The organism is Pseudooceanicola sp. NS-SX8, assembly GCF_057380755.1.
The window spans coordinates 3,961,110-3,980,711 of the sequence record NZ_CM170819.1 but is presented as its reverse complement, the minus strand read 5'-3'; the positions used below and the strand labels follow the sequence as shown (position 1 = coordinate 3,980,711).

Genomic DNA, 19,602 nt, shown 5'->3' with positions numbered 1-19,602 from the left:
GCGGGCCAGTTCGGGCAGCCTAGGGGGAAGCCACCCGATTGTCCCGGGAGCCGGGACAGGGAGTAGGGGGCGGCTCAGAGACCGCCGAGGTGGAACGCCTTGGTCTCCAGGTATTCCTCGATGCCTTCCTCGGCACCTTCGCGACCCAGGCCGCTGGCCTTCACGCCGCCGAAGGGCGCCTCGGCATGGCTCACCGCGCCGGTGTTCAGCCCGACCAGCCCGAATTCCAGCGCCTCGCCAAAGCGGAAGGCACGGGCCATGTCGCGGGTGTAGAAATAGGCCGCCAGGCCGAAGGGCGTGCCGTTGGCAATCTCCAGCGCCTCTTCCTCGGTCTCGAACTTGAAGATCGGGGCGACGGGGCCAAAGGTCTCTTCCTGGGCCAGGCGCATCTCGGTCGTGGCGCCGCGCAGGACGACCGGATCGGCGTACTGGTTGGTCAGGTTGCGCGGCTTCGTGGCCACCTCGGCCCCCTTGGAGACCGCATCCTCGACATGGGCGGTGATCTTCTCGATCGCGGCGGCGTTGATCATCGGGCCGATGTCCACGCCGTCCTCGGTGCCGGGGCCGACCTTCAGCGCATCGACCTTCGCGGCAAGGGCGGCCACGAAATCATCGTAGATCCCGGACTGCACCAGCATCCGGTTGGCACAGACACAGGTCTGCCCGCCGTTGCGGAACTTCGACACCATGGCGCCCTCGACGGCCGCATCCAGGTCGGCATCGTCGAAGACCACGAAGGGCGCGTTTCCGCCCAGCTCCAGGCTCATCCGCTTCAGCGTCGGCGCGCATTGCTCCGCCAGCAGGGCGCCCACCCGGGTCGAGCCGGTGAAGGACAGCTTGCGCACCACCGGAGAGGCGGTCAGCGTCGCACCGATCACCTCGGGCCGGCCGGTCAGCACGTTGATCAGGCCCGCGGGGATCCCCGCCCGCTCGGCCAGAACGCCAAGCGCCAGCGCCGAATAGGGGGTGAAATCCGACGGCTTGATCACCACGGCACAGCCCGCGGCCAGCGCCGGGGCCACCTTGCGGGTGATCATCGCATTGGGGAAGTTCCAGGGCGTGATGATCGCGCAGACGCCGACCGGCTCCTTCAGCGCCAGGATCTTCTTGCCCGCCACGGGGGAGGGGATGATCTTGCCGTTGATCCGCCGCGCCTCTTCCGCGAACCAGCGCAGGAAGCTGGCGCCATAGCCGATCTCGCCCACGGCCTCGGCCAGGGGCTTGCCCTGTTCCGCCGACAGGATCGCGCCCAGGTCCTGGGCGTTTTCCAGGATCAGCCGGTGCCATTCCAGCAGCACGTCGGCGCGATGCGCATGGGTGGTCTGCTTCCAGGCCTTCATCGCGGTCTCGGCGGCGGCAATCGCGGCCTCGGTCTCCTCGGCGGTGCAGTCGGGCATCTGGCCCAGGGCCAGGCCGGTGGCCGGGTCGATCACGTCCATGTCGGCCCGTTCGATCCAGGTGCCGTCGATCAGGGCGGCCTCGCGCAGCAGGCTGGGGTCTTTGAGCGTCAGGGTCATGCGAGCGCCTCCAGGATGGCGGTGGTGATTTCAGAGGTGGAGTGGCCGCCCGGGGTCACGCCGATGCCCTGGCCGGTGGCCTGCGCCACGGCGTCCAGAACGGCGGCGGCGGCGGCGGTCTCGCCCAGGTGTTCCAGCATCATCGCGCCGGACCAGATCGCGGCGATCGGGTTGGCAATGTCCTTGCCCGCGATGTCGGGGGCGGAGCCATGCACCGGCTCGAACATCGACGGGCCGGTGTCGCCGGGGGCGATATTGGCCGACGCGGCAAAGCCGAGCCCGCCCTGGATCGCCGCGCCCAGGTCCGTCAGGATGTCCCCGAAGAGGTTCGAGGCCACGACCACGTCCAGGTCCTGCGGCGCCATGACCATCTTGGCCGCCATCGCGTCCACATGCATCGGCGTCACGGTCACATCGGGGTATTCCTTGGCGATCTCGCGGGTCATCTCGTCCCAGAAGACCATGGAATACTTCTGCGCATTGGACTTGGTGACGGAGCACAGCTTGCCCCGCCGCGCCCGCGCCTGGTCGAAGGCGAAGCGCAGGATGCGTTCGACACCCGCGCGGGTGAAGATCGCGACCTCGGTCGCCACCTCGTTTTCGGTGCCCACGTGCACGCGGCCACCGGCGCCGGAATATTCGCCCTCGGTGTTCTCGCGGATGCACAGGATGTCAAAGCCTTCGGCGCGCAGCGGCCCGGTCACGCCGGGCAGCAGGCGGTGCGGCCGCATGTTGGCATACTGGACGAAGGCCTTGCGGATCGGCAGCAGCAGCCCGTGCAGGGAAACGCTGTCCGGCACCGTTTCGGGCCAGCCCACGGCGCCCAGGTAGATGGAATCGAAGCCGCGCAGGGTCTCGATCCCGTCCTCGGGCATCATCGTGCCGGTTTCCAGGTAGTATTCGCAGGACCAGGGGAAGGTCTCGGCCTCCAGCGCGAAATCGTGCTTCGCGGCGGCGGCGTTCAGCACCTGCATCGTCGCCTCGGTGACGTCGACGCCGATCCCGTCGCCGGGGATGAGGGCGATCTTGTGCGTGGTCATGGGGTGTCCTCTTTGGCTGTCACGGTCATGCTGTCACATGGCCGGGGGTGAAAGTCGCGGAATCCGGGGCAGGGGGCGGCAGAAGGCGCCTTTTTCGCACGGGCCACGGCAGATCCTGCTGCCGGGGCTGGGCGGCATTCGCCGCGCCGGTCCACCGGATCCGGCGCCGTTTCGGGCTCCGGTTCCTCCCCGGCCCGGGCCCCGTCTTTGCTGCGTCTTCCGACCTGCCTTTTGGGGGGCGTGCCGACCATCCCACCGATGCCATGGGACGACCATCCCGACGTCACGGGATCGCAGGCCGCAGGGCGCGCGGCGCGGCCCCTGCGGCACCCGGCGGCAGGCAACCGGACCCGGCGTGCGCTGCGTTAACGCACCCCGTTTTCGCCCTTTCTGCACCGCCGCGATACCGACGCAATACCGACGTGATACCGACGTTGCGATTTCGGCATCAAAGCGCTGTTAACCTAGGTTTTCCGCCATTTTCGCTGCACTGCAGTACCGACGTTGGAAACGCAGCCTTTACCTGTCGTTCATACGCACGCCCGGCAGCTCACTGATCACGGGCGTCCAGGAAGGCGCGCAGGCCGCGCGGATCGTCGGTATTGATCAGGTCCACGCCTTCATCCAGCAGGCGGGTCCACAGCCTGTCGCGGGCCGGGCCGCGCTTGTCCGGCGTGGCGTAGAACCGCAGCACGCGGTCCGCCGCATGGGCCATCAGGACCGCTTCGCGCAGCTGTTCCAGCTCCTCCGCAGGCATCTCTCCCTCCCCGTCCCAGTCGAACATCTTGCTCCATTTTTCGCTGGCCATGGGGGTCAGGGCTGGGGAAATAGTCTTTGAATCCTTGATGTTGGCGTCAATCGCCGCGCGGCGGGGGTTTTCGCGGGCAATGGTCAGCCGGTTCATGTTGCCTGTGATCACCGGCAGCAGGGCGCCGGGATGGGCCTCGTCTCCCTCCCACCAGGTCATCACGTCCTGGTACTCCGCCAGGACCTTGCTCAGCGCGGCATAGGTCGCGTCACCGTCGGACTTCAGGTCGATCAGCAGGATCACCGGCCGGTCATCCCCCTCATAAACATGGCCACCATTGGCGGCGATCCGCGCGCGCAGCGGGTCCAGGTACAGCGCCTGCAGGCTGCGCCCCGGCACCACGTCCTTGGCCGTGTGACCAACCAGAAGCGTGCCGTCCGGTTGCAGCCAGATATCCGCCTCGATGGAGGCAAACCCCATCTCCAACGCCGTGTCCAGCGGGTGCATCTGCCTGTAATCATTATGGGAATGGGCGTGACTGACCAATGCGACGGGGGCGGCCCCGGCGGTGGGAACGGTGGCGGCAAGCAGGCAAATGGCGGTGATCAGGCGGGGCAGGGTCAGCATGGGCAGGTCTTTCAATGGTGTCTTGCAATCGTGTGCATCCCTTATGGCGCGGCAATGTAACATCCCCGCGATCCTCTCCCCCAGCGGCGGAGCCGTGCTAAACTGTGCCGACAGACGGAGCGACTCTGCCCATGGCCTTCGATCCCTACCTTGCCGAGATCCGCTTCGGCACCGGCCTTTCCCCGCAGGTGGCGCCGGCCGCTTCGGCGGGTCAAATCCTGTCGCGCCTGACCGGGCCGGATCGGGCCGCGCAGGACTATCCCATTGAAACCTGGCCGGAATTCCAGAAACGTCTCGCCCAGGCTCCGGCCCTGAACAAGGCGCGCCGGCAGGCGAAGACAGAGGCAGAGAGGAAGCGCGCGAACGAGATCCAGAACAAGTTCAACGAACACGCCCGCAAGGCCCGCGCCGACTGGGTGACCCTGATGCTGGCGCGTCGCGCGCTGTCCGGGGACGGGTTCCGCGAACGTCTGACGGCCTTCTGGGCGGATCATTTCACGGTGCAGGGAAAGTTCGGCCTGCTGCGCCGCGGCGTCGCGCCCTTTACCGAGACATCGATCCGTCCCCATGTCGCAGGACGCTTCTCCGACATGCTGCAGGCCGTCGCCACCGCGCCCATGATGCTGCACTACCTCGATCAGGCGAACTCCATCGGCCCTGCCGCGAGGGAGATCAAGAGGCGCAACGACAAGGGCGGGATCAATGAGAATTTGGCCCGCGAAATCATGGAGTTGCATACGCTTGGCGTGGGTGGCCCCTATACGCAGGACGATGTGCGCCAGCTGGCGGAACTGCTCACGGGGCTGACTTTCACCTTCGAGGAGGGCTTTGCCTTCAACCCCGATTTTGCCGAACCGGGGGCGGAAACGGTGATGGGCAAGACTTATGGCGGGGCCCGTGTCGCCTCCCTCCGGGAGGTCTCGGAGGCGCTGCACGACCTCGCCCTGCACCCGGCCACGGCCCGGCATCTGTCGCGGAAGCTCGCGGTGCATTTCGTCTCAGACAGCCCGCCCGACGACCTGGTGGAGGCGATGGCCGCCCGCTACCTGGAAACCGAAAGCCACCTTGCAGAGGTCTATGCCGTCATGCTGGATCACCCGGCTTCCTGGGCCAACCCCCTGGGCGGAAACGTGAAACAGCCGGTGGATTTCATGGGGTCCGTTCTGCGTGCCCTGCAGGTGCCGGTCGAAAACCTTCCCCTCGGGGACGAAAGGGCCTTCCGCATCGGCATCTCCGCGCCGCTCGATCAGATGGGCCAACCCTGGGAGGCGCCGGTCGGCCCCGATGGCTGGACCGAGGCGGATCCGGACTGGATCACCGCACAGCGCTACGCGGCCCGCCTGCAATGGCTGACCTCCGCGCCGCTCCTCCTGCTGGAGGAACTCCCCGATCCGAGAGAGGTGCTCACCTCTGCGCTTGGCCCCCTCGCACCGCAGGCGCTGACCTTCGCGGTCTCTGCCGCCCAGACCCGTGCCGAAGGCCTCGCCGTGGCCTTCGCCGCCCCCGCGTTTCAGCGCATGTGACGGGAGAGCAGGATGACCAACACCTTGAACAGGCGCGCTTTCCTGGTTCGATCCGCGCTCATTGGCTGTTCCGCGGCGGCCAGCCCCCTGATCACCCCGATGAGCTTTGCCTCCGCCCCCTGGGACAATCGGCTTGTCGTGCTGATCCTGCGGGGGGCCATGGATGGGCTGGACGCGCTGCGCCCCGTGGGCGACCCGGATTTCGCTGCGTTGCGCCCCGATCGCCTCTCCGGTGGCGCGCCGCTTGACGGCTATCACGAACTGCATCCCGCGCTTTCCGCCCTCGCGCCGCTCTGGCAGGCGGGGGAGCTCGGCTTCGTCAACGCCGTTTCCACCCCCTACCGCGACAAGCGCAGCCATTTTGATGGGCAGGACATCCTGGAAGCAGGCACCGCCGGCGTCGGGCAGGCGCATGATGGCTGGCTGAACCGGATGCTGCAGGCCGTGCCCGGGATCCGTTCGGAAACGACCTATGCCATTGGCCGGTCCGACATGCTGCTGACCAGCGGGGATGCCCCGGTCTCCAACTGGTCGCCCGACAGCGCCCTGACCCTGTCGTCGCAAACCGAACGCCTGCTGGAGCTGGTCACGCACGAGGATCCGCTTTTCCGCGATGCCCTGGGGGAGGCTCTCTTGCTCTCCGGCCTGGTGGATGCCTCCACCATGGCCGACGGCGGTGCCGACATGGCCCAGATGATGCAGATGATGGGCGAAGACGGCATGGCGGGCGATATGGGGCCAGATTTGGCGGCCATGACCGAAGCTGACGCGCGCAAGGCCCGGCAGATGCTGTCGGATGCCGCCAAAAGTGCCCGCGGGGCAGGGGGATACGACGCACTGGCCCGCTTCGCCGCGCAAAAGCTGAAGGCGGAGGCGCGGATCGCCACCTTCTCGATCAACGGCTGGGATACCCACGCGGTGCAGCACCGCACCATGGTCCGCCCGTTGGAGGACCTCGCCTCGGTCATCCTCACCCTGCGGGAGGAACTGGGGTCGACATGGCAGAAGACAGGCGTCATCGCGATGACCGAATTCGGCCGCACCGCCCGGCTCAACGGCACCGGCGGCAGTGATCACGGCACCGCCGGGCTGATGCTCTACGCCGGGGGCGCGCTGCGGGGTGGCCAGGTGGCGGGGGCCTGGCCCGGCCTGTCCGAAGCCGCCCTTTATGCCCGGCGGGACCTGATGCCGACCTCGGACGTGCGGGCCCAGGCCGCAGGGGTGATGCAGGGGCTCTTCGGACTTGATCGCGCGGTTCTAGAAGGCAGCGTTTTCCCCGGGCTGGACATGTCGGGGGCCGCAGGGCTCGTCCTGTAGCGCGCCTTGCGGCAAGTGCTTGAATTCCGGGATGAAGCGCGGCTCGCCCCTTCCCATGGCCCGGGGTTTTCCCTAACCTCACCGGGTCGGACGGCCCCGGGACAGGGCCGACAGAGGGAGACGTAGCATGACCCAGGACCGCCCCATGGGCCCGCCGGTGAAGGACTGGCAGGCCCCGCCCGTGCCGCCGCGCGATCTGGTTCTGGAAGGTCCGCGCGTGCGCCTGGTGCCCTTGCGCGCCGATGCCCATGCCGCCTTCCTGCATCGTGCCTTCGATGATCAGGACTGGCTGTGGGATTACATGCCCGTGGGCCCCTTCCATTCCGCCCCGCAGTTTCACCGCTGGGTTCGCACCGCAGAGGAAGGCGCCGCCGTCTTCTTCGCCATCGAAGACCGCGCAAGCGGCTTTTGCGGCGTGGCCTCCTTCCTCAACATCGTGCCGGCCAACGGCTCCATCGAGGTGGGCAACATCACCTTCGCGCCCGCCCTGCAGGGCACGCCCGCGGCGACCGAGGCCATGGTCCTGATGATGAACTGGGCCTTTTCCGCCGGATACCGGCGCTACGAATGGAAATGCAACGCGCTGAACCTGCCGTCGCGCCGGGCGGCGCAGCGGCTGGGGTTCAGCTTCGAAGGGGTGTTCCGGCAGCACATGGTCGTGAAGGGACGCAACCGCGACACCGCCTGGTTCGCCATCACCGACGGCGACTGGCCCGCGTTGAAAGAGGCCTACGGCGTCTGGCTGAGCCCGTCGAACTTCGACGGGGAGGGCCAGCAGCGGGAGCGCCTTTCGGATCTCACGCGGCTGGTCCGGGTGGCCTCGGACCCGGAGGTCTGAGGCCGTTTTCGCTTACAGTTTGAAGTCGCTCTTCGCCCAGTCCCAGTAAAGGTCGCGGGCGCGCTTGGTCAGGGGGCCGACCTCGTAGGTCTTGTCCTCGAACTTCACGACCGGGGTGACCTTGGCAAAGTTGCCGGACAGGAAGATCTCGTCCGCGTTCTCGAAGTCTTCGTAGGTCAGGACGGCTTCGTGCACGGTCACGCCATCGGCCCGGAAGTTGGAGATGTGGCGCTTGCGGGTCAGGCCGGACAGGAAGGTGCCGTTGGCGATCGGGGTGAAGACCTCGCCATCCTTGACCATGAAGACGTTGGCCGTGGCGCTTTCGGCCACGTTGCCCGCGATATCGGTCACCAGCGCGTTGGAGAAGCCGCGCGCGCGGGTTTCGGCCAGCATGCGACCATTGTTGGGGTAAAGCGCCCCGGCCTTGGCATTGGTCACCGCGCAGTCCAGCGTCGGGCGGCGGAAGCGGGTCTTGCCCAGGGTGGCCGCGCTATCCGCGGGCGGGATCGGCAGGGCTTCCAGGGCCATGCAGAACCCGGTGCCGCCGCCGTAGCAGGGCTCCACGACAGAGGCCTCGCCGGTGATGCCCCAGTACATCGGGCGGATGTAGACGGCCTCGCCAGGCTGGAAACGCTTCAGGCCCTCCAGCACCATCTCGATCATCTCTTCGACCGTATGGGTCGGTTCGATCAGCATTGCCTTGGCAGAGCGGTTGACGCGTTCCAGGTGGGGCCGCAGGTCGGGCATCAGCCCATCCACCATGCGCGCGCCGTCGAATACGGTGGAACCGAGCCATGCACCGTGGTCACCGGCCTTCATCACGGCGATGTCGCCCTGGTGCCAGCTGCCTTCGAAATAGGTATGAGTCTCGACTGCCATTTCCGTCTCCTGCGTCTGTCGGCGCAGGGATAGACCTTTGCGCAGGGGGAGGAAAGGGGGGCGCCACGTGTTGTGCGCTGGCGCGCAAAACGTCCCCGGCCCAGTGGGCCGGGGATTTGGTTCTGAAAAGGACTTTGGGAAAAAGGAACAGGGGATCCGGAAATCGGGGGGGAACTCCAGCACCCCAAGCACAACCTGACGCTATTCAGATTCTGAAACAGTTCCGTGAACATGGGCCGGGCGCCGGAGGGGCGCGGGGCTGTCGGGCCGGGCGCTGCGTGGCTTTGCCCAACCAGCGGGCAATCCGCGCCGCAGAATGCCGGCTGCGCCCGTTCACAGCGGGATAGCATCCTCAAGGAGGGCCTTCCACGGCGCGGGTCATCCAGCCTCGTCCAGGTTCATCAATCGTGCGGGATCGTGGCCCGATCCGGCGCATGCGCGGCAGGCCCTGACGCCGGGTGTGACAGGGGGGGCCTGAATAGCCGGATATGACTGGCCGGACATGAAAAAGGGCACCCCAGGGTGCCCCTCTCGCATTTCGCTTGATCCGGGTTTGCCGGGTCTGCCCGATCTGCCGGTGTCAGGACCGGATCATGCCCACGATTTCGTAGGTGTCTTTCAGGATCGGCTCGGCAATCGCGCGGGCCTTTTCGGCACCGCGGCCGATGATGCGGTCGATCTCGTCGGGGGTCTGCATCAGGCGGGCCATCTCGGTGGAGATCGGCGCCAGCTTGTCGACCACCAGGTCCGCCAGAGCAGGCTTGAATTCGGAGAACTGCTTGCCGCCGAATTCGGACAGCACACCCGCCACGTCCATGCCGGCGAGCGCGGCATAGATCGTCACCAGGTTGCGGGCCTCGGCCCGGCCTTCCAGGCCCTCCGCTTCGGAGGGCAGGCCATCGGGATCGGTGCGGGCCTTGCGGATCTTGTTGGCCAGGGCATCCGCATCGTCGGTCAGGTTGATGCGCGCCATGTCCGAGGGATCGGACTTCGACATCTTCTTCGACCCGTCGCGCAGGCTCATGACGCGGGTGGCGGTGCCCTCGATGACCGGCTCGGTCAGCGGGAAGAATTCCTGCCCGTAGTCATGGTTGAACTTGGCCGCGATGTCGCGGGTCAGCTCCACGTGCTGTTTCTGGTCCTCGCCCACGGGAACATGGGTGGCGTGATAGATCAGGATGTCGGCGGCCATCAGCGCCGGGTAGGCGAAGAGGCCCAGCGAGGCGTTCTGGCTGTTCTTGCCCGCCTTGTCCTTCCACTGGGTCATCCGCTGCATCCAGCCCATGCGGGCGACGCAGTTGAAGATCCAGGCCAGCTGCGCGTGTTCGGGCACCTGGGACTGGTTGAACAGGATGGATTTTTCAGGATCGAGGCCCGATGCGATATATGCCGCGGCCAGTTCGCGGGTCTGGAAGCGCAGCTTTTCAGGATCCTGCCAGACGGTGATCGCATGCAGGTCGACCATGCAGTAGATGGTTTCGAAGCCTTCCTTCAGACCACGTTCCTGCCATTCCACGAACCGCCGCATGGCGCCAAGGTAGTTGCCCAGGGTCAGCCCGCCAGAGGGCTGAATCCCCGAGAAAACCCGGGATTGGAATTGCTTGGTGGTGGTCTCGCTTGCGTCGGACATCTCCGCACTCCTGTCAGCGGCGTCTGGTAATCGTGCCTGGGCTGGCTTACCCATGCCCCAAAGGGGCGTCAACCGCGCATGCGGTGCAGCCAACCGTCCCGGGGACCAGAGCAGAGGACCAACGCGCATGTACGACGACCACAGCCCGAACGAGAGCCCGGTGAACCCGGTTTCGCCGGTGATCGTTGTGATCTTCATCGTGATCGTCGCGATCGAGGGGATCTTTTCCCTGGGCAATGCAGGGCTGATCGGCGGGGCCCAGGCCGTAGGCTGGCGCACGGCGGCGCTACAGGATTACGCCTTCGCGCCCGCCTTCATGCAGTACCTGTTCAGCACCGGGGACACGTCGCTGCACCTGCTGCAGCGGTTCATCACCTATCCCTTCGTGAACGCCAGCTTCCAGTCCACGCTGATTTCCGGCGTGATGTTCCTGGCGCTCGGCAAGTTCGTGGGCGAAGCGATGAAACCCGCAGGGCTCGCGGCGCTCTTTGTCATCACGACGATCGGCGGCGCGCTGGTCTTCGGGCTTTTCGCACCATCGCGCGAATGGCTCTACGGTGCCTTTCCCCCGGCCTACGGCCTGATCGGCGCCTACAGCTACATGCTTTCCGTCTACATGCGCGCCGTCGGGCAGAACCAGCTGATGGCCTTCCGCCTGATCGGGTTCCTGATGGGGCTTCAACTGCTCTTCGGTCTGTTCTTCCAGACCGGGCACAGCTGGATCGCCGAACTGACGGGGTTCGTTCTGGGCTTCGCGCTGGCGCCGCTCCTGCTGCCGGGGGGCATGTCCCGGCTGAGAGAGAAGCTGCGCCACCGCTGATCAGAACATCTCGGCCGGCAGGATCGGGACGAAGCGGGAGAATTTCCGGTTCCGCTCCATCGGCCAGGGCTGCAGGTAGGTCCGGCGCGCCTCCGGGGGCTGCGCGGCCTCTTCCTCGGCCAGGGCCATCCAGTCGGCGGCGCGATGGATGTCGATACTGTCTTCGGCCCCGCGCAGCCAGCTGCGGGCCAGGCGTTCCCGGACCGCGCTGATCTGCTGCGCATCCTGGAACTGCAGCGAGGCCTCGGTGTCCCACCGCATCGACCGGCCGTTGAGGTTGGCAGAGCCGATGATGCCCAGGGTGTCATCCACCAGGGTCACCTTGGAATGAAGGTAGACCACCCCGGCGCCGTTCAGCGGCATCCGGGTGTGGCGCGGCGCGGGGCGCGGCTGGGCCGGGGCCAGCACGGCGAGCCGATCACCGAAGGCCTGCCTCAGATGCGTCAGGCAACGCAGCTGCAGCGCCTGTTCGTGCCGCGCATCGACCCCCTTCGCGCCTTCGAAGATGACCCGCTCCGGCTCCGTCGGAAGGATGAGAACGCAGTTCAGATCGGGCGCACGGCGTGCGGCGCGGGCAAGCGACCGGGCCAGGGGCATGTGGCGGAAGAACTGCGACTCGATGTAGATGAAGCGCTGCGCGCTGTCGAAGGCGGCCAGATGCGCATCCTCATGTTCGACCACGTCCGGGGTGGGGCCGATGGACAGGACACCGCGGCGCCCGCGCGACAGGGTGCGCAACAGGCGTGGACCCATGGCGCTATGCACCTTGCGGGGCAGGGGGCCGGAGGCGCTGACCGGGGTCGGTTCGGCCGCGAACCGCGCGGCGCCGCCGGCGATTGCACGGTCCCAGCATTCGGCGAAATGGCGGCGCATCTCCCCCGCGACGGGGCCGCGGACTTCGACGGAGACGTCATGCCAGGTATCCTCGGCCCGCCGGTCGTGATCCTCGTCATCCCAGCGGCGTTCGTCCACGTCGATCCCGCCGATGATCGCCCGCCTGCCGTCCGCCACGGCGAACTTCTGGTGCAGGGTTGCCGGGCGCAGCCTGATCCGTCCGTTCAGCGCCTGCAGCTGCAGCGCCGTCAGGCGATCCGGCGACCGTGTCTTCAGGGCTTCCAGGGCCTTGCGGATGCGGCTGTTGAAGACGGCCTTCCACAGCGGGGCGGAGCGCGCCTCGTGCTGGGCGACCAGCACCTCTGCGCCAAGGAACTCCGCACTGCCGTCTTCTTCGCCTTCTTCCTGCCGGGCGCGCGCCATCAGGCGGTGGCCAAAGCCGGTGCCGCTGTCCCAGGCGGCGCGATGCAGATCCGGCGTGAACAGCGGGTCGAAATCCGCGATCAGCAGGCGCAACTTCACCCCGCGTGCGGCAACGTGGGCCAGAAGATCCGCCCAGGTCTTCAGGCCCAGCTGCTCTGCCGCATCGCTGCGGCACCGGGTCTGCGGATCGAAGATCCGAAAGGACATGAGCAATTCATCCCGCGCCTCCAGGCAAAGGGTTTCCAGGGTGGGAAACATCTCTGCCGCGGTGACCAGCGGTCTCACACGCGGGGAAAGCTCGGTGTCCTTGGGCATGCCCATTTCGCCTCATCAGCGGTTGCAGGTGCCTATCCAACGCGCGGCGTGGCGATCCGGTTTCAGGCCCGGTTGCGTCGTTTCACCGCTCCCGTGAAGTCGTTGAGCTGGAATGCGCCGATCAGCGGGCCGATGACGAAGTAGAAGGCGCCGCCGCCGATGACGAGGATCGCCAGGGCGAGGTACCGGATGTAGTCGCTCCCCAGCCACTGGGCGAGGACAAGCTTCGCAGGCCAGAGGGCGGCGCCCATCATTAGGGAGGCCAGAAGGATCCGGGGGGCCCGGCGGCGGAACCTGTCGTCGAACCGCGCGACCTCTCCCATCGGGCGGGCGCCCAGCACCAGGTTGCCCAGCATGACCCAGCCCGCCACCGTGGTGGCCAGGGCGCAGGCGATCCAGCCCAGAACCGGCGCCAGTCCGATCGCGACCACGGCATTGGCGACCATGGCGATCAGGGCGTAGTTGAACGGGCGCCGGGTGTCCTCTCTCGCGAAGTAGAGCGGTTGCAGCACCTTCTGCAGGACAAAGGCCGGCAGGCCCAGGCCGTAGACGGCCACGGCCTGGGCAATGGCCAGGCTGTCCTCGGGCCGCGCCGCGCCACGTTCGAAGAGAACCGAAACGATCGGCAGCGGGATCACCACCAGCGCCACGGCACAGGGCAGGGTCAGCGCCAACGCCAGTTCGCCCGCCCGCGACAATGCCCTGCGGGACCCGTCGGCATCTTCGGCCTTCAGCCTGCGGGACAGGTCCGGCAGCAGGACGATCCCGATGGCGATGCCCACCACGCCCAGGGGCAGCTGGTAGAGCCGGTCGGCCGTGAACAGCCAGCCCACGGCGCGGTCGAAGTAGCTGGCGACCTGCTGACCCACCAGCAGGTTGACCTGCACCACGCCCCCGGCCAGGGCGGCGGGAATGGCGATGCGGATCAGGCGTTTGAGGTCCGGGGTCAGCCTTGGCCGGACCGCGCGGATGCGGAACCCGGCCCGGCTGGCCGCGATCCACAGCAGCGCCAGCTGCGCCACGCCCGCCACGGGAACGGCCCAGATCAGCGCATGTCCCATGTCCAGCCCGAGCGGCCCGGCCAGAAGGAGGGTGCCGACCAGCAGCACGTTCAGCAGCACCGGCGCGGCGGCCGCAGCGGCAAAGCGCCCGGCGGCGTTCAGCACCCCCGACAGCAGCGCCGCGAGAGAGATGAACAGGATGTAGGGAAAGGCGATCCGGCCGAAGGTCACGGCCAGCGGGAACTGCTCATCCCCGGCAAAGCCAGAGGCAAGCGCCAGGATCAGCCAGGGCATCGTCGCCTGCGCCAGCAGGGTCAGCACGATCAGCACGGCGGCAAGTCCGGCGAAGGCCTCGTTCATGAAACGCTCCGGCCCGTCGTCTGCCTCCAGCTTCTTGGAGAAGATCGGCACGAAGGCCATGTTGAACGCCCCTTCGGCAAAGAAGCGGCGGAACATGTTGGGCAGCCGGAAGGCCACCACGAAAGCTTCGTAGACGGGCCCGGTGCCGAGGGTGGCCAGCAGGATGATATCCCGCGCCAGCCCCAGCACCCGGCTCAGCATCGTCCACAGCCCGACGGTGAAGACACCGGCAACCAGGCGGATTGGCTTCAAGATCTGGCCCTTTCCTGGCCGGCGGCGATGGCTTCCCGCAGCTTGGCTTCAAGCGACTTCTGCTTGGCGTCGGAGAAGAGTTTCAGCCCGAACATGTCCTTCACGTAGAAGGTATCCACCACCTGTTCCCCATAGGTGGCGATCACCGCCGAAGAGATCTGCACGTTGGCGGTCGCCAGGGTTCGCGTCAGGTCATAGAGCAGGCCGGCGCGGTCCCGGGTGTCGATCTCGATGATCGTGTAGATCTCCGACCCCTCGTTGTCGAAGGCGACGGAGGTGTTCACCTTGAAGGCGCGCTCGCGCTTCTTGATCCGGTCGCGGTCGACCATGGCTTCGCGGGTCACCAGCTCCCCGCGCAGGATCTTGTGGATCATCTGCGTCAGGCGGGGCAGGCGGGTCGGTTCGTAGGGGCTGCCCTCGGCATCCTGCACCCAGAAGGCCGCGGTGGCATAGCCGTCGACCGTGGTATAGGTCCGGGCATCCACCACGTTCGCACCCACCAGGGCCAGCGATCCCGAAAGCCGGGCAAAGATGCCCGGGTGGTCGGCCATGGCAAACAGCGCCCGGGTCGCATCGCGATCCTCGTCCGCATGCAGGTCGATCCGGATCTCGTCCACCCCGAGGCCGCGCAGCATCTCTGCGAAGGCCGCCTGGGTCGAGGTATGCAGGCCCTGCCAGTAGGGCGGGTAATGCCGCGCGATTTCGCGGTCGATTTCTTCCTGGCTCCAGCCCTTCAGGCTTTCGACCAGCATGCGCTGCGCCTCCTGGCCCTGGTAGCTGCGGTTGAGCTCTTCCATGCCGGTTTCCAGCGCGCGCCGGGTTTGCCGGTAAAGGGTGCGCAACAGCTGCGCCTTCCAGTTGTTCCAGGTGCCGGGGCCCACGCCGCGGATGTCGCAGACCGTCAGCACCGTCAACAGGTCCAGCCGTTCGCGCGACCGCACGGCCTTCGCAAAGTCCCGCACCGTGCGGGGGTCGGCCAGGTCACGCTTCTGCGCCATGTCGGACATCAGCAGGTGGTAACGCACCAGCCATTCCACCGTGTCGCATTCTTCCTGGCTCAGCCCCAGGCGCGGTGCAACCTTGCGGGCGATCTTCGCGCCAAGGACCGCGTGATCCTCTTCCCGGCCCTTGCCGATGTCATGGCACAACAGGGCAACGTAAAGAACCCGGCGGTTGACCCCCTCGTTGAGGATGGTGGAGGCGACGGGAAGTTCCTCCGTCAGGTCGCCATGCTCGATCAGGGCCAGGTTGCTGATGCACTGGATGGTATGCTCGTCCACCGTGTAGTGGTGGTACATGTTGAACTGCATCATCGCCACGATCGGTTCGAACTCGGGGATGAAGGCGGCCAGCAGGCCCACCTCGTTCATCCGCCGCAGGGCGCGTTCGGGGTTGCCGTGCTTCAACAGGGTGCCGAGGAAGATCTTCGCCGCTTCCGGATCCTCCCGCATGCGATCGTCGATCTTGTCGAGGTTGGCATGCACCATCCGCATCGCATCGGGGTGCAGCAGCATGCCGGTGCGCAGCCCCTCGTCGAAGACCCGCAGCATGTTCAGCGGGTCCTTCAGGAAACCTTCTTCGTCCGGCACGGCCAGCCGGCCGTGGACCACGCTGTAGGGCGATCCGATCTTGGGCTTGCGGCGGAAGACCCGCTCCAGCATCGCGTCGGCCTTGACGTTCTCCGCCTCCATCTGGGTCAGGAAGATCCGCGTCAGCTCCCCCACGGCATTGGCTTCGCGGAAGTAGGCCTGCATGAAATGTTCGACCCCGCGGCGCCCGCCCCGGTCCTTGTACCCCATGCGCTCGGCCACTTGGACCTGCATGTCGAAGGTTAGCTGATCCTGCGGACGACCGGCCAGCAGGTGCAGGTGACAGCGCACCGCCCAGAGGAAATCCTCGGCCTTCTGGAAGGTCTTGTATTCCTCGGGCGTGAAGACGCCCAGGCGGACCAGGTCGGACACGGATTGCACGCCGTGGGCATATTTGCCGATCCAGTAGAGCGATTGCAGGTCGCGCAGCCCGCCCTTGCCCTCCTTCACGTTGGGTTCGACGACGTAACGCTGGCCGCCCTGCTTCTGGTGGCGGTTGTACCGCTCTTCCAGCTTGGCCTCGACGAACTCCTTCTCGGTCCCCTTGAAGAGGTCGGACCACAGCCGGTCGTTCAGCTCGTCGTCCAGCTTGGCATCGCCAAACAGGAAACGGTTCTCCATCAGCGCCGTGCGGATGGTGTAATCCTCTCCGCCCAGCTTGATGCACTCCCGGATGGTGCGGCTGGAATGGCCGACCTTCAGGTGCAGGTCCCACATCACGTAAAGCATCGCCTCGATCAGGGCTTCCAGCCCGTCAGAGATGCGAGTTTTCGTCAGGAACAGCAGGTCGACATCGGAGAAGGGGGCCATTTCGCCCCGGCCATAGCCGCCCACGGCGCAGATGGCGAAATCGCCGATCTTGTCGGCCTTGGCCTTCGGCAGGCTGGCGCGTGCATGGGCCAGCACCTCCCGGATGATGCAGTCCGTCAACCAGGTGTAGGCCCGGGTCGTCCGGCGCGCGGCGAAGGGCTCCTTGGCGAAGGCCTCGGCGATCGCTTCCGCGCCTTCGTTGCGGGCCTGGGTCAGCCGTGCCACGACGCGGGCCCGTGCCTTCGCCTCGTCGCTTTCCTCGGCGCGGATCGCGTCGAGATCGCGTTCCAGCGCGGCGGGGTCCAGAATGTCCTTCGCCGGACGAATGAGGTCGTCCGGCAGCGCGAGGGTCTTGTCCATGTGGTGTCCGTTCAGGATCCGTATACCCCGGGCCGGCCCCTGCCGGGCCGGGGATCTGTGGGTCGGGTGGTCAGAAACCGGTGCCCGAGAAGCTGCGCGGTGCGGCGTCGATGACCACGACCTTGTGGTCCTGGATGGTGGCGATCGCCAGGCCACGCTCGTTGGTGCCGTCGGGCAGCAGGCGGAAGACACCGCCGACACCCTGGAAGCCGGAGCCCTGGGTCAGGCCCGAAACCGACAGCGCGTCCGACCGGCCCTGCTGGACCAGCGCGCCGATGGCGGCGATGCCGTCGAAGGCCAGGCCGCCGATGGGATGCGGGGCGCCACCGTAGGCGGCGGTGTAGCGAGAGGTGAACTGCGCGGTCAGGCCCGGATCGGGCAGGGCGAACCAGCCACCCTGAACGCCCGGCAGGTCCAGCGTCTGCGGCGGGATATCCCAGCGGGTCAGGCCGATGTACTGGATCGTGTCGTTGCCCAGCCCGTTCTCCGGCAGCATCTGCGTATAGAGCGGCAGCGCGCCGGCCGTGTTCGCCGTCAGGAAGATCGCATCGGCATTGGCCGCCCCGTTGCCGGCCGCGGCCTTCACGGAGGGGATCGAATCCAGGACACCCTGCTGGGAGAACTCGTAGCCGACGCTGTCCACGACCGTGGCGCCATTGCGCAGTGCCGCCGTCTGCACGGCAGAGGCGCTGGCCTGGCCTTCCGGCGTCTGCCCCGACACGATGACCAGCCGGCTCTTGCCCTGGCGCACGGCATAGGCGGTCAAGCGGTCTGCGGTGTTCTGGAAGGTCGGCCCCAGGATGAACACGTTGCCGCCCGCGATTTCGGGGTTGTTGGAGAAGGCCAGAACGTTGACCCCGCGTGACGCGGCAACGCGACCGGCGGCATTTGCATTGGCCGCGTAGACCGGGCCCAGGATGATCTTCGCGCCGTCGCTGATCGCCTGGCTGGTGACCGAGGCGGTGACATCGGCATTGCCTTGGGTGTCGTAGACCCGCAGGTCGATCTGCACGCCGTTCAGCTGCGAGGCGGCAAGACGGGCGGCGTTTTCCAGGCTGGCGGCCAGGATGGCGTCCCCCGAGGTGCCCGATCCCTTGGGCACCAGCAGGGCGACCGGGACGGGTTTCGAGGTGTTGATGCTGGGTCCCGTGCCCCCCATCGAGATCGGCTGGCAGGCCGTGGCAAGGGCCAGGGCGGGCAGGCTGAGCACGAGAGCGCGGCGGCCCTTCGAGCGGCGGGGCTCCGGCTGGCTTCGACCGGTCAGCGCCTTGCGGGCGGCGCTCAAAAGAGCGAACATGGGGATCTCCTCGGGTCCAGCGGCCACGTGCGGCCCGGCGGGCGTTCTGCGGCAGGAAAGTGATACGCGGAAATAATAAACTGATCGTGCAGAGGGTCCAGAGATGAATGCCGAAAGAGCCAAACTGACGGCGGGGCTCTACCTCGTCGCCGTGCCCATCGGAACGGCCCGGGACATCACCCTGCGCGCCCTCGACATCCTGGCCTCGGCCGATGTGCTGGCGGCGGAGGACACCCGCTCGCTGCGCCGGCTGATGGATATCCACGGCATTCCCCTGGGCGACAGGCCCCTGCTCGCCTACCATGATCACAACGGCGGCAAGGTGCGCCCCCGGCTGCTGGCGGAGATCGAGGCCGGCAAGTCGGTGGCCTATGCGTCCGAGGCGGGCACGCCGCTGATCGCGGACCCGGGCTATGACCTGGCCCATTCCGCGCGGGACGAAGGGCTGTCGGTGACCTCCGCCCCCGGGGCCTGTGCCGTGATCACGGCGCTGACCCTCGGCGGGCTGCCCACGGACAGGTTTCTCTTCTCGGGCTTCCTGCCTTCGGCCCACGGGGCCCGTCGGAGCGCGCTGATGGATGTGCGCGACATCCGCGCGACGCTGGTCTTCTACGAATCCCCCAATCGCATTGCCGCGGCCCTTGCCGATGCGGCAGAGGTGCTGGGTGCCGATCGCCCCGCCGCGCTCTGCCGGGAGCTGACCAAGCGGTTCGAGGAAATCCGTCGGGGAACCCTGGCCGAACTCGCTGCCAGCTGCGAAACCGATCCCCCGCGCGGAGAGATCGTCCTCCTGATCGACCGCGGAGATTCAGACAATGTTAACGAAGGCGATCTAGAAACGACGCTGAGCGCGGCGCTTGAAAGGCTGTCGGTGCGCGACGCGGCGGATGAGGTCGCGGCCCGCTTCGATCTGCCCCGGCGCAAGGTCTACCAGATGGCGCTCGCGATGGCGAAACGCTGAGGGCTGGCAATGGCTGATGTTCTGGACTTCCATAATCCACGTGTGGAACGCGGGCGCACGGCCTATCTGGCGGGGCTTTCGGCTGAGGAGAGTGTCGCACGGCATTTCCAGGCGCAGGGTGCCCGGTTGGAAACCAGCCGCTGGCGCGGCGCGGGAGCGGAGATCGACCTGATTTTTCACGAAGGCGAGCGCCTCGTCTTCGTGGAGGTCAAGGCCGGCAAGACCTTCGATCAGGCGGCGCAGCGGGTGCGTTGGTCCCAGTTGAACCGCATCATGCGTGCGGCTGCGGCCTACGCGGGGCAGCATGCCGGGCCCTTCTGCGAAATCCGCATCGACGTGGCTCTGGTCGATGGTCAAGGGCAGGTTCGGATCCTCGAAAACGTGAGCATGGCGGCCTGAGGGGCCATTGCAGACCGGGCCGGGATAGGTCATCACCGTCGTGTGAGACCTAGCGGAGGCCC

Annotated in this window: 15 protein-coding genes; 6 read left to right on the top strand and 9 right to left on the bottom strand. The window is 67.1% G+C overall.

The window, feature by feature from the left end; all coding sequences use genetic code 11:
• Positions 1 to 74 precede the first annotated feature (74 nt).
• The 3 genes from AC2IR1_RS18190 to AC2IR1_RS18180 all read right to left on the bottom strand — a co-directional run bounded on the left by AC2IR1_RS18190 (position 75) and on the right by AC2IR1_RS18180 (position 3,932).
• Positions 75 to 1,517, bottom strand: coding sequence for an NAD-dependent succinate-semialdehyde dehydrogenase (locus tag AC2IR1_RS18190; RefSeq protein ID WP_486473385.1), 1,443 nt, complete (start codon positions 1,515 to 1,517; stop codon positions 75 to 77).
• Positions 1,514 to 2,557, bottom strand: coding sequence for a tartrate dehydrogenase (locus AC2IR1_RS18185; RefSeq protein WP_486473384.1), 1,044 nt, complete (start codon positions 2,555 to 2,557; stop codon positions 1,514 to 1,516). Before AC2IR1_RS18185 ends, AC2IR1_RS18190 begins: the two co-directional genes overlap by 4 nt.
• A 550-nt stretch (positions 2,558 to 3,107) precedes the next feature.
• Positions 3,108 to 3,932, bottom strand: coding sequence for a PI-PLC domain-containing protein (locus AC2IR1_RS18180; protein ID WP_486473383.1), 825 nt, complete (start codon positions 3,930 to 3,932; stop codon positions 3,108 to 3,110).
• Between the two features lie 131 nt (positions 3,933 to 4,063).
• Here AC2IR1_RS18180 and AC2IR1_RS18175 point away from each other — a divergent pair, with 131 nt between their 5' ends.
• The 3 genes from AC2IR1_RS18175 to AC2IR1_RS18165 all read left to right on the top strand — a co-directional run bounded on the left by AC2IR1_RS18175 (position 4,064) and on the right by AC2IR1_RS18165 (position 7,610).
• Positions 4,064 to 5,455: a DUF1800 domain-containing protein gene (locus AC2IR1_RS18175; RefSeq protein ID WP_486473382.1), complete on the top strand. Its 1,392-nt coding sequence runs from the start codon at positions 4,064 to 4,066 to the stop codon at positions 5,453 to 5,455.
• Positions 5,456 to 5,467: 12 nt separating this feature from the next.
• Complete coding sequence (locus tag AC2IR1_RS18170; RefSeq protein ID WP_486473381.1) at positions 5,468 to 6,772, top strand: DUF1501 domain-containing protein; 1,305 nt, start codon at positions 5,468 to 5,470, stop codon at positions 6,770 to 6,772.
• A gap of 127 nt (positions 6,773 to 6,899) precedes the next feature.
• Positions 6,900 to 7,610: a GNAT family N-acetyltransferase gene (locus tag AC2IR1_RS18165; protein ID WP_486473380.1), complete on the top strand. Its 711-nt coding sequence runs from the start codon at positions 6,900 to 6,902 to the stop codon at positions 7,608 to 7,610.
• 12 nt (positions 7,611 to 7,622) lie between these two features.
• Here the strand turns inward: AC2IR1_RS18165 and AC2IR1_RS18160 are convergent, their stop codons facing one another.
• Both AC2IR1_RS18160 and trpS read right to left on the bottom strand, forming a co-directional pair.
• A complete protein-coding gene (locus tag AC2IR1_RS18160) occupies positions 7,623 to 8,489 on the bottom strand; it encodes a branched-chain amino acid aminotransferase (protein WP_486473379.1) in 867 nt (288 codons plus the stop codon).
• Positions 8,490 to 9,069: 580 nt separating this feature from the next.
• Positions 9,070 to 10,119, bottom strand: coding sequence for a tryptophan--tRNA ligase (gene trpS, locus AC2IR1_RS18155; protein WP_486473378.1), 1,050 nt, complete (start codon positions 10,117 to 10,119; stop codon positions 9,070 to 9,072).
• A 127-nt stretch (positions 10,120 to 10,246) separates the two neighbouring features.
• Between trpS and AC2IR1_RS18150 the strand changes: the two genes are divergently transcribed.
• Positions 10,247 to 10,939 (top strand): rhomboid family intramembrane serine protease, encoded by a 693-nt coding sequence (locus AC2IR1_RS18150; RefSeq protein ID WP_486473377.1) that lies wholly within the window; start codon positions 10,247 to 10,249, stop codon positions 10,937 to 10,939.
• Here AC2IR1_RS18150 and AC2IR1_RS18145 read toward each other — a convergent pair whose 3' ends face one another.
• From AC2IR1_RS18145 to AC2IR1_RS18130, 4 genes are all read right to left on the bottom strand, one after another.
• Entirely contained in the window at positions 10,940 to 12,511 is a 1,572-nt protein-coding gene (locus tag AC2IR1_RS18145; protein ID WP_486473376.1) for a phospholipase D family protein, read from the bottom strand. It lies immediately after the preceding gene.
• A 62-nt stretch (positions 12,512 to 12,573) separates the two neighbouring features.
• Entirely contained in the window at positions 12,574 to 14,124 is a 1,551-nt protein-coding gene (murJ, locus tag AC2IR1_RS18140; protein WP_486473375.1) for a murein biosynthesis integral membrane protein MurJ, read from the bottom strand.
• Positions 14,121 to 16,883 carry a [protein-PII] uridylyltransferase gene (locus tag AC2IR1_RS18135; RefSeq protein ID WP_486473374.1) on the bottom strand — a complete coding sequence of 921 codons (2,763 nt, stop codon included), beginning with the start codon at positions 16,881 to 16,883 and terminating at the stop codon, positions 14,121 to 14,123. Before AC2IR1_RS18135 ends, murJ begins: the two co-directional genes overlap by 4 nt.
• Before the next feature lie 70 nt (positions 16,884 to 16,953).
• On the bottom strand, positions 16,954 to 18,180 hold the full coding sequence (locus tag AC2IR1_RS18130; RefSeq protein WP_486473373.1) for a penicillin-binding protein activator: 1,227 nt from the start codon (positions 18,178 to 18,180) through the stop codon (positions 16,954 to 16,956).
• Positions 18,181 to 18,283: 103 nt separating this feature from the next.
• Between AC2IR1_RS18130 and rsmI the strand changes: the two genes are divergently transcribed.
• Positions 18,284 to 19,141, top strand: coding sequence for a 16S rRNA (cytidine(1402)-2'-O)-methyltransferase (rsmI, locus tag AC2IR1_RS18125; protein ID WP_486473372.1), 858 nt, complete (start codon positions 18,284 to 18,286; stop codon positions 19,139 to 19,141).
• A gap of 9 nt (positions 19,142 to 19,150) precedes the next feature.
• Positions 19,151 to 19,540 (top strand): YraN family protein, encoded by a 390-nt coding sequence (locus tag AC2IR1_RS18120; protein WP_486473371.1) that lies wholly within the window; start codon positions 19,151 to 19,153, stop codon positions 19,538 to 19,540.
• The last annotated feature ends 62 nt before the right edge of the window (positions 19,541 to 19,602 follow it).

Coding starts and splice junctions, on each gene's coding strand:
- AC2IR1_RS18190 (WP_486473385.1), bottom strand. CDS start 1,517: ATGACCCTGACGCTCAAAGACCCCAGCCTGCTGCGCGAGGCCGCCCTG.
- AC2IR1_RS18185 (WP_486473384.1), bottom strand. CDS start 2,557: ATGACCACGCACAAGATCGCCCTCATCCCCGGCGACGGGATCGGCGTC.
- AC2IR1_RS18180 (WP_486473383.1), bottom strand. CDS start 3,932: ATGCTGACCCTGCCCCGCCTGATCACCGCCATTTGCCTGCTTGCCGCC.
- AC2IR1_RS18175 (WP_486473382.1), top strand. CDS start 4,064: ATGGCCTTCGATCCCTACCTTGCCGAGATCCGCTTCGGCACCGGCCTT.
- AC2IR1_RS18170 (WP_486473381.1), top strand. CDS start 5,468: ATGACCAACACCTTGAACAGGCGCGCTTTCCTGGTTCGATCCGCGCTC.
- AC2IR1_RS18165 (WP_486473380.1), top strand. CDS start 6,900: ATGACCCAGGACCGCCCCATGGGCCCGCCGGTGAAGGACTGGCAGGCC.
- AC2IR1_RS18160 (WP_486473379.1), bottom strand. CDS start 8,489: ATGGCAGTCGAGACTCATACCTATTTCGAAGGCAGCTGGCACCAGGGC.
- trpS (WP_486473378.1), bottom strand. CDS start 10,119: ATGTCCGACGCAAGCGAGACCACCACCAAGCAATTCCAATCCCGGGTT.
- AC2IR1_RS18150 (WP_486473377.1), top strand. CDS start 10,247: ATGTACGACGACCACAGCCCGAACGAGAGCCCGGTGAACCCGGTTTCG.
- AC2IR1_RS18145 (WP_486473376.1), bottom strand. CDS start 12,511: ATGCCCAAGGACACCGAGCTTTCCCCGCGTGTGAGACCGCTGGTCACC.
- AC2IR1_RS18135 (WP_486473374.1), bottom strand. CDS start 16,883: ATGGACAAGACCCTCGCGCTGCCGGACGACCTCATTCGTCCGGCGAAG.
- AC2IR1_RS18130 (WP_486473373.1), bottom strand. CDS start 18,180: ATGTTCGCTCTTTTGAGCGCCGCCCGCAAGGCGCTGACCGGTCGAAGC.
- rsmI (WP_486473372.1), top strand. CDS start 18,284: ATGAATGCCGAAAGAGCCAAACTGACGGCGGGGCTCTACCTCGTCGCC.
- AC2IR1_RS18120 (WP_486473371.1), top strand. CDS start 19,151: ATGGCTGATGTTCTGGACTTCCATAATCCACGTGTGGAACGCGGGCGC.